Annotated in this window: 13 protein-coding genes and 1 pseudogene; 12 read left to right on the forward strand and 2 right to left on the reverse strand. The window is 38.7% G+C overall.

From position 1 onward, the window contains the following. Positions 1-139 precede the first annotated feature (139 nt). The 7 genes and pseudogenes from H5162_RS01610 (at position 140) to H5162_RS01645 (ending at position 6852) form a co-directional block, all read left to right on the forward strand. A complete protein-coding gene (locus tag H5162_RS01610) occupies positions 140-469 on the forward strand; it encodes an SMI1/KNR4 family protein (protein ID WP_182777467.1) in 330 nt (109 codons plus the stop codon). A gap of 114 nt (positions 470-583) precedes the next feature. Then, entirely contained in the window at positions 584-1309 is a 726-nt protein-coding gene (locus H5162_RS01615; RefSeq protein WP_182777469.1) for a hypothetical protein, read from the forward strand. A gap of 136 nt (positions 1310-1445) precedes the next feature. Then, positions 1446-2195: pseudogene (locus H5162_RS01620) on the forward strand (hypothetical protein); the annotation flags it as partial. Between the two features lie 580 nt (positions 2196-2775). Beyond that, on the forward strand, positions 2776-3351 hold the full coding sequence (locus tag H5162_RS01630) for a hypothetical protein (RefSeq protein ID WP_182735207.1): 576 nt from the start codon (positions 2776-2778) through the stop codon (positions 3349-3351). Positions 3352-4186: 835 nt separating this feature from the next. Then, positions 4187-4507: a DUF2834 domain-containing protein gene (locus tag H5162_RS01635; RefSeq protein ID WP_145233452.1), complete on the forward strand. Its 321-nt coding sequence runs from the start codon at positions 4187-4189 to the stop codon at positions 4505-4507. A gap of 318 nt (positions 4508-4825) precedes the next feature. Beyond that, the gene (locus H5162_RS01640; RefSeq protein ID WP_259398169.1) at positions 4826-5617 is read left to right on the forward strand and encodes a CPBP family intramembrane glutamic endopeptidase; all 792 of its coding nucleotides are present in this window, start codon (positions 4826-4828) and stop codon (positions 5615-5617) included. A gap of 584 nt (positions 5618-6201) precedes the next feature. Further along, entirely contained in the window at positions 6202-6852 is a 651-nt protein-coding gene (locus H5162_RS01645) for a membrane protein insertase YidC (RefSeq protein WP_145233458.1), read from the forward strand. A gap of 100 nt (positions 6853-6952) precedes the next feature. On the opposite strand, the gene H5162_RS01650 is transcribed toward H5162_RS01645, so the two are convergent. Beyond that, the gene (locus H5162_RS01650; protein WP_145233460.1) at positions 6953-7585 is read right to left on the reverse strand and encodes a trimeric intracellular cation channel family protein; all 633 of its coding nucleotides are present in this window, start codon (positions 7583-7585) and stop codon (positions 6953-6955) included. 224 nt (positions 7586-7809) lie between these two features. Beyond that, the gene (locus H5162_RS01655) at positions 7810-8826 is read right to left on the reverse strand and encodes a LacI family DNA-binding transcriptional regulator (protein ID WP_182777475.1); all 1017 of its coding nucleotides are present in this window, start codon (positions 8824-8826) and stop codon (positions 7810-7812) included. A 339-nt stretch (positions 8827-9165) separates the two neighbouring features. On the opposite strand from H5162_RS01655, the gene glk reads away from it, so the two are divergent. The 5 genes from glk (at position 9166) to gap (ending at position 15220) form a co-directional block, all read left to right on the forward strand. Further along, a complete protein-coding gene (glk, locus tag H5162_RS01660) occupies positions 9166-10164 on the forward strand; it encodes a glucokinase (protein ID WP_145233464.1) in 999 nt (332 codons plus the stop codon). 35 nt (positions 10165-10199) lie between these two features. Beyond that, the gene (locus tag H5162_RS01665; RefSeq protein ID WP_145233466.1) at positions 10200-11213 is read left to right on the forward strand and encodes a LacI family DNA-binding transcriptional regulator; all 1014 of its coding nucleotides are present in this window, start codon (positions 10200-10202) and stop codon (positions 11211-11213) included. Positions 11214-11693: 480 nt separating this feature from the next. Further along, positions 11694-13544 carry a phosphogluconate dehydratase gene (edd, locus tag H5162_RS01670; protein ID WP_145233468.1) on the forward strand — a complete coding sequence of 617 codons (1851 nt, stop codon included), beginning with the start codon at positions 11694-11696 and terminating at the stop codon, positions 13542-13544. Positions 13545-13576: 32 nt separating this feature from the next. Next, positions 13577-14197 carry a bifunctional 4-hydroxy-2-oxoglutarate aldolase/2-dehydro-3-deoxy-phosphogluconate aldolase gene (gene eda / locus H5162_RS01675; RefSeq protein ID WP_145233470.1) on the forward strand — a complete coding sequence of 207 codons (621 nt, stop codon included), beginning with the start codon at positions 13577-13579 and terminating at the stop codon, positions 14195-14197. A gap of 18 nt (positions 14198-14215) precedes the next feature. After that, positions 14216-15220, forward strand: coding sequence for a type I glyceraldehyde-3-phosphate dehydrogenase (gene gap / locus H5162_RS01680; RefSeq protein WP_145233472.1), 1005 nt, complete (start codon positions 14216-14218; stop codon positions 15218-15220). The last annotated feature ends 185 nt before the right edge of the window (positions 15221-15405 follow it).

Consider the following 15405-nt stretch of genomic DNA (forward strand, 5'->3'; position numbering starts at 1 on the left):
TAAAGCAACAGTAAATCCTCTTTTTATATTTTACGTAAAATCGAAGTAACCGATTGAATCAAAATAGGAACTCAGCTATGGTTAATGCATCAATAAAAATAAATTAAAAACGAGTAATTCTACAGGCTCGTTAGGTGCCATGGTTGAGCTTCTTCCGATTGAATACAAAGAGTACTTGGAATCAAGCAAAGTCTTGTATGTTGAAACAACATTGCCAGACGCAGATTACTTTGATCTTGAACCACTAGATTCAATAGAAAAATTTAATACGGATATTCAAATTGCTGAGTATGCCCCCGGATATGTTGCTTTTGCCTCTAATGGAGGTGGCGAAATATTTGTATTCAATTCTTCGGGCGAAATCTTTATTCTTCCTCTTATCGGAATGGCCAAAGATGTTGCGATAAAAGTTGCAGATTCATGGGAGCATTTTTTAGACTATGTGGTTAGCATCGAACAAACAAATTAAGTCACCCGCTGCGCGGGTTGGGACGCAAACATGTAGGCTGACTCACTTCGTTCGGATTTTAGCCCACATGTCTGCGCCCCATATTTAAAAGTTATACGTAAATAAGGAGTACGTGTGAAATTTATACTATTTTTATCTTTATCACTAATCTTGGCTGGTTGTGGAGTTACTGGTACTGCCAGTAAGAATGAGTTTCCATTGTTAACTAACGCTCCTGTATTTAGCGCTAATGTAAATTCTGTTTCGATAATTACTGATGAAAACACAGCGGATAACGAGTCATATGGAGCTTTTAACTGGGGTGGCTTTGATACAGCAGACAAAAAAACTATTCAGCAATCAATCTTGAATACTCTAAACAAAAATACATCAAACGTATCTAAAAAAGCTAAAGTACACGCTAAAATTCACCGTTACTCACAAGTAATTACAAATGCCAGTTACGCAAGTTTTGTAATCGTTGACTGGTGTTTGGAAGTAAACGGTGAAATTATTCGAGATGAGGTATTTTATGCTGGTCACAGTGATGAACTAAATATATTTACTGGTAAAACATTAGGCTGGGCAAAAGGCCAAACTCACAAAGCTATCTCAAGTCGTATCATAAATCAGGCTATACAATCGTTATCAGACCCTTCTCTTACAAACGCTTATCCCGAAAACCATGTATTTTTAAACGCTAAAAATGCAGTGGCAGCGCTGCCTTCACAACTTACTTCAGTTGGAGGCGCAGGCTTCTCAGGCGGAATGTATTACTATGTAGGGCCAACTACAGGTAATACTAATTTTAATCAAAAATCAGTTTACCAAAAGGTTAACTGGCAGCAAGAACTTCAGTAAGTGCAAGTTACGTATAACAAGCGCGTCAACGCATGGACTAATAAAGCTGACGTAAAAAAGGACAGGCACATTTTTTTTGCAAAAATCATAGTATCAACTACTGTTATTATATACAGTACTAATGAAGTTGATATGTATGACCCGGGCAAGAAAAAAGCTTATTGATTTAGCATCGACATCTTATTATCACTTAATCTCACGATGCGTGAGACGTGCATTCTTGTGTGGTGATGATAAATACACAGGTAAAAACTTTGATCACCGTAGGGAGTGCTTAGTAGAGCGAATAAGGTTTTTAAGTAGTGTATTTGCCATAGAAATAGCAGCCTACGCGATTATGAGCAATTACTACCATCGTGTTGTGAACGTCAATAGGCGACAAGCACTTGATTGGTCTGATGATGAAGTAATTGAACGCTGGTATCAACTTTATAACGGCCATGTTTTAGTTGATCGTTACTTAAATGGTGAGCAGCTAGATAAGGCGAGTGTGCTCTTTTTTGATGAGATCATCGCTAAATGGCGCGCAAGGCTTTATGACATCAGCTGGTATATGAAAAACCTTAATGAATACATTGCTCGCGAAGCCAATAAAGAAGATAACTGCACGGGTAAATTTTATTCGCTGCCATCCTTGGCGCTCACCCTTCGGGCTGCCTGACGGCATTCAAATTTATTCCTTATAAATTTGTGGGAAGGGCGCATTACTTATAAAGAATAGTCGCAAGCATTATTAGATGAAACCGCAGTGCTCAGTTGCATGGCCTACGTTGATTTGAACCCTATCAGAGCAAACACAGCCGATACGCTTGAAGACAGTGATTTAACCTCAATTCAAGAACGTAAAGCGCACTTTAAAGCCTTTACCACAGACACGGTTAAAGCAGCAAGCCGCTAGAAATGATGTAAAATGGTACAAAGGCGCAGGTTGAACAGTTGCATCTTTATTGGTTTGTTTAAAAAACACGATGTTAAATAAAGTGATGACCTAGCTTTGCCTTTATTTGCCTTTATTTGCCTAAAACTCCTTCCAAGCCACTGAATTCTCAGTTCTGTAACTAACAGTGTGCAAAAAAATAATGATACGGTTACCCACAACGGAAGAGGTGCTAAATTTTCTGACACAAAATATGTGTCTGTCCTTTTTATTCTACAAAATATGTGTCTGTCCTTTTTATTCAACTTTTTATTCTAGAAACACTGCAAAACACGATACATTAAGAAAGGGAAGTGCTTATCCACTCAAAGACGTCACTCTAACACCTTGCAAAAAACAATTAAAACATAGCTAAGTCCTCTTTATTTTACGTGAAATAGCAGTAACTGATTGAATCAAAATAGGAACTCAGCTATGGTCGGTACATCAATAAAAATAAATTTAAAACGAGTAATTCTATAGGCTCGTTATATTTTTTATTTAATTTGGTCGTAAACTGAATTTTTTAAATACAAAAAGGGAAAGTAGAATGCATAAAACAATAAAAATAATGATTATAGGGATTACTGCTATATATATTTCAGGTTGTTCTTTCCATGCCTCAAAATATGGCGCATCGTTTGAAAATATAGAGACACTTAAAAATTATAAGGGTGTACAAGTTGCTGTTAAGCCATTTACATCAGTAAAGCCAGGACAAAGTGGCATATCATGTAGAGGAGCTGGCTCAGTTGAGACTCCTAATAAAGAGTCTTTTGAAAGTTACATTCACAGTGCATTTGTTTCAGAGTTGAAAGTTGCAGGTGTATACGAAGAGCAATCGGAGATTATTTTAAATGGACATTTTACTGAAATAGACTTCAACTCCAATATAGGCAATGGGAAATGGATGTTTGAACTTACGGCATCATCAAACAATGATAACGCTGTGAAAATATCGACCAGACATGAGTTTTCAACCAATTGGGTCGCAGATAAAGCCTGTCAACAAGTTGCTCAAGAATTTTCACCTGCTGTTCAGCTTTTGATTCGCGATTTAATTACACACCCTAAATTTAAAGAGTTAATTGCTCCTGTAAAAACAGAGCTAGTCACAAAAATATAGCATATATTGATCTTAACTACTGTCATTAGACATTAGAGTTTTTTTGGCCGTCCTCATACCGTGACGGTCAAATTTAAATCAAGTAATTGGCTTGATATATGCTCTAGCGAATTATGAAACATCTAATCAAACTATATCTTGTTTTGCTCATGATAGGCTGTGCTTCAACCATGAAGCATTAACTACCTGGAGGAAGTTCTCAACTAGAAAAATTGTGGATTTTAACGAGAAATCTGATGTTCCAAAGTGGGCTAGTAAGAATAAGAGTATAATTGAATCACATTTATTTGTTTGCGAAACTTGTTTTGGTCAAAAAGTGCAGGTACATATAAACCTTGAAGATAATGGTTATCTAAATTTTTCTAAGTTGTGTTCTACAGGCTAAAAAGAGCTAGAAAAAGAAGCGTTAAAAGCTATTTAAGTATAGGAACCGTTTGATATTTCAAATATAAGTAAAGCAGACAAAAAAGTAGTGATAAATATAGTCTTTACCTCCGCTCCAGAAAAGAGCAGATAATCGGTTAGCCTGAGCTTTCTAATCCCTAGCCCAACAACATCTATGATGCGCTTTTAATTAACAGAAAGTGCAGTGGATGGTTCATCTTCCGTAATAAATATTATTCTAAACCTACGGTTAACTTGTTAGATAAAATCATGGTCAAAATAGACTGTCAATGAGGCAATGACAACCTTTTATATTTTACGTAAATCGAAGTAACCGATTGAATCAAAATAGGAACTCGCCTATGGTTAAACTATCAATAAAAATAAATTAAATACGAGTTATTCTACAGATTGATTATGGCTTACTAAAAATAGTTGCAAGGATGGTGAAATGGTTAGGTTTTATCTGGTACTTACTTTATTAGGCATTTTATTGCCCTATGGCGCATTTGTTCCTTGGGTAGTTACAAATGGCTTAGATCTTGGTCTCTTGTTTAATGATGCGGTGACAAATTCTATCAGCGTATTTGCTTGGCTTGATGTTGTAGTGTCTGCCGTTGTTTTGTTGGTTTTTATCATTGTCGATGGTCGCAGAAATAAAGTGACATATCGATATTTTGCTGTGCTGGGCACGTTGTTTGTGGGTGTGTCGTTTGGGCTTCCACTTTATCTTTACCTCAAAGAAAAGCAGTCCCTTGAATCACAGCCCTAACAAATAAGTTATGGCGTCAATAGCTATCTTCAAGTATCTGGCGCTTTCCGCATTTTATTACTTATTGGCACTTCAATGGTGTTATTTATTTCGATACTAATGCCATTTATAGTGCTTTGTATCATTGATATTAAATGCAAAAAGCGGATAGAACTTTTTTACTTTTATAAATGCCATGCTGCTGGTCGGATCTGTAAAAGGCGTTAATTAAAGTAAAAAGCCTTTTTAAAATCTAAAACATAAGATTACACATTCATGGCTTTTTGTTTCCTAGCGCTATCGATTTTATGCGTTTTTCCATTTTGTAAGATAGTAATTTTGCGCCAACCAATTTGGCAATACTTACTGCTGCTAAGTGTTATAACTGCCCATTATCAGGAATATATAAACTTATACGCAGTTGTTTTTATTGTGTTTTATTTAGGCTTATTACACTTTTCGGTATCTGCAACCTCTGCGTTAATACGCAGCATCTCAACGCCTTTGTTTGTAATAGCCTCACTTGGTTTAGCCTTACATTGGTTCCCCGGTTTTAATAACCAGCCTATTGTTGTTAATGAACAGCTTACTAGCAATGCGATTACATTTACCCTGTATGCTAATTTCGATAAAGCATTAGCGGGTTTGATGCTGAGCGCTTATTATTTTACAAAAAATAAAACGCTAAAACCAATAATGGTAGGGCATCCACTTTTGATTATTGCTATCACGATTTTAGCTGCACTCATCACTGCTTTAATATTGGGCCTTATGGAGTTTGCGCCTAAAGTACCCGAATTTTGGTTTTTATTTATAGCAATTAATCTATTTTTTACCTGCGTTGCAGAAGAGGCGTTATTTAGAGGGATAATACAAACTAAGCTTTCGAAAGTGATAATCTCGGCTCGGTTTGCATTACTAGCGCCTGTGATCACTACTGGTTTATTTTCACTCGCACACTTTTCAGCTGGAGCTAGTTACATGCTAGTGGCAGCTGTTGCAGGTTTGGGCTATGGATACATTTTTTATAAAACTCAGCGTTTAGAGTGGGCTATTTTATGCCATTGGTTCGTTAATGTGTTTCACTTTTTCTTATTTACTTACCCTATGCTTGCAACACCCTCTTATTAAATAACTATATGCTATCAAGTACTGATGGTGTCATTTAAGTTCATGATTTGATATGAAATAACTAAAAAATGTTGTTCTGAGCATCACAGACAACATTGCTATTTATTGCTACGACTACTGCTTATCCGTCTCTGGGCTTACAAAAGGAAATGTCATCTACTTAAAAGCAGATTCACAACATGCCCATGATTTTTAAGGAGAAATTATTTTCAAAGGCTGTGTTAAATATAGAAGTTAAGTACTGGGTTGAGGTAGAAAACGATCTTAATACAAAATTCGTTAATCTTCCCTGCAGTGAATAATTTACTTGAATTTATTGTGCAAATATTAGTTATCAATAAGTGATCGAGAGTTAAACTAGCTCCGAATCTTCGCTTACTTGAGGTTATTTGCTCAGCTTTAGAAACTCGATATAGCTCATAAGTAAGAAACGTTTAAATGTCTTTATCATGATAAAAAATAGCCTTATTTGGTAAATATCATTAAAAACGATCCATCAGCGTGATAATGGACATTAATAAACTGCTTGACATAATATGTCGAGGTGTTTACTTTTAATACATCAAACTGAAAGGGAAGTGTAAATGGAACTTTGGAATTTTTTTACGAGCTTTATCGTACAGTCTATCGCCTTTTTTACTCAAGAAGTCGGGCTAAGCCAAGCTTTAGCTATTATTTTATTTACATTAATTGGTCGCTTAGTTTTAATGCCGATTAACTTGTTAGCGATGGCCAAAACCGTTAGTAACAAAAAGGCGATAGCTGTATTAAAGCCTGAGCTTGATGAAATAAAAAATAAATATAAAGATCAACCCAGTGCAATAGCTAAATCTACAATGGCGCTCTATAAAAAGCACAACATTAAATTTATTGATAAAAAGAGTGTGTTAAATATGGCAGGTCAGGGTTTATTTGGCCTTGGTACGTTTCAAGCTCTTCAACAAATCGTGTTTAATAGTAAGTTTGCGTGGATTGCGAGCATAGCAAAACCCGATATTGCACTTTCATTGTTGGTAGGTGTGATCACTTATTTTTCTATGGCGATGATGCCAGGAACTGCTGAGCAAACCAGTACTTTATTATTTATTATTCCTGCTGTTATTTGTGTTATTACCTTAATAAACTTCCCCTCTGCTATTGGTTTATATTGGGCAACATCAAGTGGTACAAGTTTATTGCAATCTTTATTACTCAATAATTACTTTCAAAATAAAACAGCCGTTAAAACTATTTAGTTTTAACGTATGAAAATAATATTTTTTGGCTGTTTCAATAGCCTAAAAAGTAATTGGACTATTGAAAAGCTTATGAGCAGGGGTTAATAAACGACTGCCTTTACTGTTCATTTTTCAAATTAGCTGGTTCTAATAAACTAAACGTAGGTAAGCGCCATTTGAAGCGTACCGATGCCATGCGTATTAAATACCCTACAACTAGACTTGTAATAACGCTGATGTTGTCATCAATGTTGTAGTGGTGTAGTGCTAGATATAAACAAGCTACAATCAGCGCTACGCTGGCGTAAAGCTCATGATGTAATACTAGCGGCGCTTGGCGACAAATTAAATCACGTAATAATCCACCAAATACGCCGGTAACAATAGCAGCGACTACACAAATACCATAGTGCAAACCCATATTAAGCCCCACTTGGCAGCCAATAATACTAAATGCGGCAAGCCCAAGGGCATCTAAACGCATAAAAATGCCTTTAAATTTAACCACCCATTTTGCAAGCCAAGTTGTAATAATACCGGCAACGCAGGTGATCAATAAATATTCTGGATGTTTTACCCAAGTTAAAGGGTAATTGCCAAGTAAAATATCGCGTACGCTGCCACCACCAATTGCTGTGGCACTGGCTACTAACATAACCCCAAACCAATCCATGTTTCTGCGCCCAGCACTCAGCGCACCGGTCATGGCTTCGGCTGTAATACCAATAATATAAACAATAGTTAATAGCATAAGATATTCACTTGAATTTTTAAGAGCAAAAATAAAAGAGCGATTGTAGAGAGAAACTAATAAAAAGACGAGTGAGAAATTACACTAAAAATGCTCAGTTTCAGATAAAAAAAACTAATGTGAAATTAACGTGTGAATTGGCTGTTAATAGCACGTTTACCTAGCGTGTAATTATAAAAAAGTAAGGACAAAAGACCGTAAATAATGTAATAAAATATATGTAGTTAGCTGGAACCTCGTGCAATTAATCGTGGCGTTAGTAGGGTGCTTTTCACTTGTTCACCACGAATTAGTTTTAGTAAGTTTTCAACTAGCATTTGTCCTGCAATTGTGGTGTTTTGCTCTATAGTTGTGAGTGGTGGGTTTACATAGCTGGCAATCGAAATATTATCAAAACCTATCACGGCTACATCTTTTGGCACGTTAATATTGGCTTCTTTTAAAGCGCGTATTGCACCTATAGCAATCAGATCGCTAGCTGCGAAAAGGGCATTAAAGGTAGTATTGTTGGCAATAAGCGAACGTGTGGCATGATAACCAGACTCTTCGGTCGAAATCGCATTCGCTATTTTTCGCTCGCTTAAGGTAATAGCATGTTGTTTTAACTTGTCTTTAAAGCCATTAAAACGGGCAAAAAATTCAGGGCTATGATCAGATGCATCACCAATAAAAGCGCAGTCTGTGCGGTTTTGGGCAATTAAATGCGTAGCAGCAAGTTGGCCGCCGCCATAGTTATCACAGCTAATTGTTAAATCGGCACGATTATCTACCGTTGCTCCCCAGCATACAAATTTGGTGTTTTGTTCAAGCAAGGTATTAAACTTAGGCTGAAAATCAATGTAATCGCCATAACCTAATAAAATAATACCATCAGCACGGTGACTGTCTTCGTAGTCCGCTTGCCAATCTGAGCTTGCAGATTGAAACGATACCAATAAGTCATACCCTTCTTTTGCGCAAGCACGCGTTATGCTGCCCAGCATCGCTAAAAAGAACGGATTGATTTGTGATTCATCTGCTGTGGGATCTTCAAACAGTAACAAAGCCAATGTACTACTTTGTTGAGTTCGAAGGTTACTCGCATTTTTATCTACTTTGTAGTTAAGCTGTTTGGCTACCTCAAAAACACGTTTGCGGGTTTCTTCGTTAACCAATGGACTGTTGCGCAAGGCGCGCGAGACAGTGGATTGTGATACCCCTGCGTAGTGTGCAATGTCAAACGATGTAGCTTTACCTTTCATACACAACCTAACTATTTCAATTAACTAAAGTGCAAATAACTCGTGTCATTCTCGTTTATTTGCTGATTTTTACAAGCTATTTATCAGTAATTTATCAGTAATTTAAAATTTTTATTGATTCAACCCTGACACCGGTGTCATAATGCGGGTGTTTTATCATTTTGTTGTCAAAACGTATTGGCTGCCCATTTAGTTGGGCAGCATTTTTTATACTAGAGTAACTACTTTGAGGTGATAGCTCAAAGTTTATCTCATAGCGATAGCAAGACCATTGAAATTAAAATAATAAGCACGGTTATAGCTAAGTATATAAACCGCTTAGACAAAAGAGAAAACACGATGAACTCCAAGCCAAATTCAGAATTCGATCCTATCTTAGTGGCCGACATCGGCGGCACTAATGCCCGTTTTGCTTTAATTACTGCTTTTAACCTACAAGAAAAACAATTCGTTATTGAGCATAATATCATTTTCCCCAGTGCCAATTTTGGTTCATTGGAAGCGGCAATAACGCATTATTTATCTCAAGTTAGTCATATTCAACCTCGACGCGCGTGTCTAGCCGTGGCTGGACCGATAAAAGCAGGCCAAGTACATTTAACTAATTTAGGTTGGCACTTTAGTGTCGAACAAGTAAAAGCTGAGTTTAATTTAGCTCAACTGGAAGTGATCAACGATTTTGCTGCGTTTGCCTATGCAGCACCTTATTTAGATCCACAACAAAACATTGCAGTTAAAGCAGGACAAGCCGATACTGATGCAAATATTGCAGTCATGGGTCCGGGCACTGGTTTTGGTGCGGCGTGTTTAGTACGTACTAGCCAATCACGTGCTGTTTTGAGTTGTGAAGGTGGGCATATAACGTTGGCGTCAGTGAGTGAATTAGATACTCAGCTGATCATCGAGTTACGTAAGCTATTGCCACATGTATCGGTCGAAACAGTATTTTCAGGGCCGGGTATTGCTCATTTGTATCAAGCCATGGCAGCTGTAAAAGGTGTCGATGCTAAGAATTTAACCGCTGCACAAATTAGCGAATTAGCAAATAGTGGTGAATGTGCCATTTGCGATGCTACGTTAAATCAATTTTGTGATTGGATTGGCAGTGTCGCAGGCGATTTAGCACTGGCATTTGGTGCGTTAGGTGGTGTGTATATTGGTGGCGGTATTTTACCGCGTATGCAAGCTCGTTTACTTGCTAGTCGTTTTGTTGAGCGTTTTGGTGCTAAAGGGATCATGTCGCAGTATGTGAGCCAAATACCAGTGACGTTAGTCACACAAGATAATATTCCACTTATTGGTGCTGCTGCATGTTTGCACGTCAATGAGCAGTCATAATACATCGCTCATAGGGGTGTTATTGGGAAGGTTGGATGAAGAAAGTTACAATAAATAGTGTTGCAAGTTATGCTGGGGTCTCTAAAAAAACCGTGTCTCGGGTTTTAAATAATGAACCTAATGTTAGTGATGCAACCCGTGAAAAAGTTCTTAAGGTTTTTAAAGAGCTAGATTACACTCCTAACCCGATCGCCCGCGGTTTGGCGCAAAATCGTAGTTTTATTATTGGTTGCATTTACGATAACCCGAGTAAAAGTTATATCACCCGGGTGCAAACCGGTGCGCTTGCTGCGTGTCAAGAAAACAACTATAACTTGTTGATCCACCCGTGTGATTTACGTGGTGATGCGTTGATCAGTAATATTGAGCATTTACTACAATCTTCTCGTCTTGATGGCTTGGTATTGACGCCGCCATTTTCAGATTTTAAGGTATTAGTCGATTTTCTCAAAAGTAAAAAAATTCCGTATGCACGAGTTGCATCAGCAGTGCTTGAAGACGATTCAATTTCAGTACGCAGTAATGATGAGCAGGGCGCATTTGAGATCACTGAGCACTTAATTAAGCTTGGTCATAAAGCGATCGCGTTTATTAAAGGCCACCCAGATCACAGTGCCACTGAGCAGCGTTTCAAAGGTTATCGCAGAGCACTTAGTACGCACGGCATTGAATTTAATGAACGTTTGGTTGAAGAGGGTAACTTTAGTTATCATTCTGGGGTCGATAGTGCGCGCAGCATTTTAGACTTAACCCCACGTCCAACCGCCGTATTTGCATCAAATGATTACATGGCTGCGGCGGTATTAAAATTGGCAACACAACGTCAATTTAAAGTACCCGATGATATTTCTATCGCGGGGTTTGATAATGCGCCAATCGCTCGTCATATTTGGCCTGGTCTTACTACCATAGCGCAACCGGTTGAAGAAATGACTAAACAAGCGGTTACTAAATTGATTGAGCATATTGGTGATCCGCAAGAGCAACCGTATCAGGTTACGCTTGAAGCGCGATTAATCACACGCGAGTCTACCGCACAAGTTAGATAAAGGCTTTTCACAGTTGCCCGAGTTTGAGTGACGCTTACTCGGGCATTTTTTTGCTTAACAAAGTAGTCTGCATGTTGTTGATATCTGGGTTTTATTATCCGCTCATAGGTACTTACGATTGATATCATTTCGATTATAAAAAGATATTATAATCAATAAATTAAAGTAAAAACTCCTCACATTTTCTAGCACTCCAGCAACACAATTTAGCGACCAAGCTAGATCCCCTTATGAAAAATTATTTTCGTTCATTATTTGGTCATTTAAAATATTTAAACTAAATTTATAGGATAGGGTTGACACCGGTGTCACAGTCATGCGTTAATACAGTGACACCGGTGTCAGGTTGATTGTGAGAGACAACCTGCCAACGTATACCTTTGAACGGGTAAATCAAAGATGCTCAGTGCAAGTTCATTCGTGGAGTATGCACTTGCCACTGAGCCTTTATCCTCTAACCTTAGAGATGAGTCGAATTTTATGTTACATCCTCGTATTCAAGAAGTCACCGAACGCGTCATTGAACGCAGTAAAGCTACTCGCCAAGCCTATTTAGAACGCATCAATCATGCAAAAAAACAAACAAGAGTTCGTTCTGGTTTAGGTTGTGGCAATATCGCCCATGTTATGGCTGCGTGTAGCAGTGATGATAAAGCACGTTTAAAAGCTGATGAGCAACCAAACTTAGCGATTATCAATTCATATAACGATATGCTATCTGCGCACGTGCCATACAAAGATTATCCAGATTTAATTAAAGACATTGCTACAAAGTACGATGCCACAGCTCAAGTTGCAGGCGGCGTGCCAGCCATGTGTGATGGCGTAACTCAGGGCCGTGATGGCATGGAGTTATCACTTTTTTCTCGTGATGTAATTGCGATGTCGACAGCTATTTCATTATCACACGATGTGTTTGATGGCGTATTTTGCTTAGGTGTGTGTGACAAAATTGTCCCTGGTCTATTAATTGGTGCTTTATCATTTGGTCATCTACCGGTGTACTTTTTGCCAGCAGGCCCGATGCAGTCAGGCATTCCAAATAAAGAAAAAGCCCGTATTCGTCAAAAGTTTGCTCAAGGCTTAGTAAGCCGTGATGAGCTTTTAGAAGCGGAGAGTGCGTCTTATCACAGCGCGGGTACTTGTACGTTTTACGGTACTGCAAACAGTAACCAAATGTTGATGGAAATTATGGGCTTGCACCTTCCTGGTAGCTCGTTCATCAATCCATATACAGAGTTGCGTGATGGTTTAACCGGTAATGCGGTAGAAACCATGCTTAAACAATTGATTCAAAGTAAAGATGCTAATTGCTTAGCGGATGTTGTAACTGAAAAAACCATTATTAATGGTTTAGTTGGTTTGTTAGCAACGGGTGGCTCTACGAATCATGCAATTCACTTAGTGGCAATTGCCAAAGCGGCAGGCGTTGAGCTGACATGGAAAGATATGTCGGATTTATCAGAAGTGGTGCCACTGCTAACACGTATTTATCCAAATGGTTCTGCTGATGTAAATCATTTCCAAGCAGCCGGCGGCATGGGTTTCCTTATGAGAGAACTCGTTGGTGCAGGGTTCTTGCACAATGACGTTAAAACCATTGTTGGCGAAGGTCTCGAGGCGTATACCCAAGAACCACGTTTAGATACTGACAGTAACCTGATCATGACGAGCGCAACAGGCCCAAGCAAAGTTAAATGGGTACCGTGTCCAGAGAATTCATTAGACGAAGATGTACTTCGTCCAATTGACAACCCATTCAGTAAACAAGGTGGCTTACAGTTACTAACTGGTAACTTAGGTAAAGCCGTGATCAAAGTGTCTGCGGTTGCAGTTGAACATCAAGTTGTTACAGCACCAGCAAAAGTTTTTGCTTCACAAAGTGCATTACAAGAAGCCTATACACGCGGTGAGCTAAACCAAGACTTTATTGCTGTACTGAAAGAGCAAGGTCCAAAAGCCAAAGGCATGCCAGAGCTGCATAAGCTCACGCCAGTAATGGCAACCTTGCAAGATGAAGGTTACAAAGTAGCGATCGTAACTGATGGTCGTATGTCAGGCGCATCAGGTAAAGTGCCAGCGGCAATCCACTTAGCACCAGAGGCTGTTGAAGGCGGCATTATTGCTAAGATTCAGGAAGGTGATTTAATTACTCTTGATGCACCAGCAGGTATCTTAAAAGTACATGTAAGTGATGAAGAATTAGCACAACGTGAATTACAACTTAGCGTACCTAGCTTAACGTTTGGTACGGGCCGAGAGTTGTTCACCGGATTTAGAAATATCGTAAGTAGCGCAGACATGGGCGCTAGCGCCTTTGGAATAGAATAATAATTCGCCAAACTGGGTATGAGGAACACACTATGAGCATAGAAAAAATATTATCATCGGCACCGGTAGTGCCAGTGGTGGTAATTGATAATTTAGAAGATGCAGCGCCACTAGCAAGAGCGCTATATAACGGCGGTCTAAAAGCACTTGAAATTACACTGCGTACACCGATTGCTGCAGAAGCTGTAAAGCTAATGAAAGCCGAAGTACCAGAAGCCTATGTTGGCACCGGGACTGTGGTAGATAAAGCAAGCTTTGATGCATCAGTTGCCGCAGGTGCTGATTTTATGGTGAGCCCAGGCGTAAATGATGAACTTTTAGCACTGGCAAAAGGCACTGATATTCCATTTCTACCGGGCGCCGCAACGCCAAGTGAAGTGATGAAATTAGCCAGTCACGGATTTAAGTTTTTAAAGTTCTTTCCAGCAGAAGCTGCAGGTGGAACAGCAATGCTTAAATCGATTGGTGGGCCATTACCACAAGTAACATTTTGTCCAACCGGTGGCATTAGCCTAGCAACAGCACCAAGTTACTTAGCACTTAGCAATGTTATTTGTGTTGGTGGTACCTGGATGCTAGATAAACAACTAATTGAAAATAAAGACTGGCAAGCCATTGAAGCGCTTGCTCGCCAAGCAAGTGAAGTTAAATAATTTAAGTGGAGTTTTGAAATGATTAATGTAGCAATTAATGGCTATGGCCGTATCGGTCGCAATGTTCTACGCGCGCTTTATGAGTCTGCACAAAATAATGAAATTAAAATTGTCGCAATTAACGACTTAGCACCCGCTAATGTTAATGCACATTTAACACAATATGATTCAGTGCATGGGCAATTTTCTCATAAAGTAACGCTTGCTGATAACACCATGCTGATTGGCGACGACGTTATTACTCTTACCCAAGAACGCGATCCAGCTAACCTACCATGGAAAGCATTAAACGTTGATATCGTTTTAGAATGTACGGGTTTTTTCACTAAGCGTGAAGATGCTGCAAAACATATTACAGCGGGCGCGAAAAAAGTAATCGTTTCAGCCCCTGGTACTGATTTAGATGCAACTGTTGTTCACGGTGTAAACAGTGATGTGATCACTGCAGATAGCAACATTATTTCTAATGCTTCATGTACAACTAACTGTTTAGCACCAATTGCCAAAGCAATTAACGATACAGTCGGTATTGAGCAAGGTAGCATGACGACAATCCATGCTTACACTAATGACCAAAACTTGTCAGATGTTTATCATCCTGATCTGTATCGTGCACGTAGTGCAACACAGTCAATGATCCCAACTAAAACCGGTGCTGCTAAAGCAGTTGGTTTAGTGTTACCTGAGCTTGCTGGTAAACTTGATGGTATGTCAGTACGTGTACCTACAATTAATGTATCACTGGTTGATTTTACGTTTATTACTAAGCGTGAAACAACTGCTACAGAAATCAATGAAATTATGAAAGCAGCATCTGTTGGGTCGATGAAAGATATTTTACAATACAACGAGCTACCGCTTGTTTCTATCGACTTTAATCACAACCCTGCGTCGTCAATTTTTGATTCTACGCAAACGAAAGCTGATGGCAAACTAGTTAAAGTGATGGCTTGGTACGATAACGAATGGGGTTTCTCAAACCGTATGTTAGACCAAGTTAAAGCGTTAGGTCAGTACTTGTAATAAGTACTACGTAAAAATTTAGCTTTATCCAACCAAGCCGCGACTATCGCGGCTTTTTTGTGTCTAGCGCTGGGCTGTAGATATGGTATTCTGCGAGCTGTTTTAATACCAATCGACTTAAATATTTAACCATTCTAGCGAGCTAAATAAAGCGCTAACTGCGTTATGATTTTCATGTAGAACAA

Origin of the sequence: Pseudoalteromonas sp. SR41-8, from assembly GCF_014163915.1 — a bacterium.
Lineage (GTDB): Bacteria > Pseudomonadota > Gammaproteobacteria > Enterobacterales > Alteromonadaceae > Pseudoalteromonas > Pseudoalteromonas rhizosphaerae.

Bases quoted from the DNA above. Each gene is read 5' to 3' on its own strand.
- H5162_RS01610 (WP_182777467.1), top strand. From the start codon at position 140: ATGGTTGAGCTTCTTCCGATTGAATACAAAGAGTACTTGGAATCAAGC.
- H5162_RS01630 (WP_182735207.1), top strand. From the start codon at position 2,776: ATGCATAAAACAATAAAAATAATGATTATAGGGATTACTGCTATATAT.
- H5162_RS01635 (WP_145233452.1), top strand. From the start codon at position 4,187: ATGGTTAGGTTTTATCTGGTACTTACTTTATTAGGCATTTTATTGCCC.
- H5162_RS01645 (WP_145233458.1), top strand. From the start codon at position 6,202: ATGGAACTTTGGAATTTTTTTACGAGCTTTATCGTACAGTCTATCGCC.
- H5162_RS01650 (WP_145233460.1), bottom strand. From the start codon at position 7,585: ATGCTATTAACTATTGTTTATATTATTGGTATTACAGCCGAAGCCATG.
- H5162_RS01655 (WP_182777475.1), bottom strand. From the start codon at position 8,826: ATGAAAGGTAAAGCTACATCGTTTGACATTGCACACTACGCAGGGGTA.
- glk (WP_145233464.1), top strand. From the start codon at position 9,166: ATGAACTCCAAGCCAAATTCAGAATTCGATCCTATCTTAGTGGCCGAC.
- H5162_RS01665 (WP_145233466.1), top strand. From the start codon at position 10,200: ATGAAGAAAGTTACAATAAATAGTGTTGCAAGTTATGCTGGGGTCTCT.
- edd (WP_145233468.1), top strand. From the start codon at position 11,694: ATGTTACATCCTCGTATTCAAGAAGTCACCGAACGCGTCATTGAACGC.
- eda (WP_145233470.1), top strand. From the start codon at position 13,577: ATGAGCATAGAAAAAATATTATCATCGGCACCGGTAGTGCCAGTGGTG.
- gap (WP_145233472.1), top strand. From the start codon at position 14,216: ATGATTAATGTAGCAATTAATGGCTATGGCCGTATCGGTCGCAATGTT.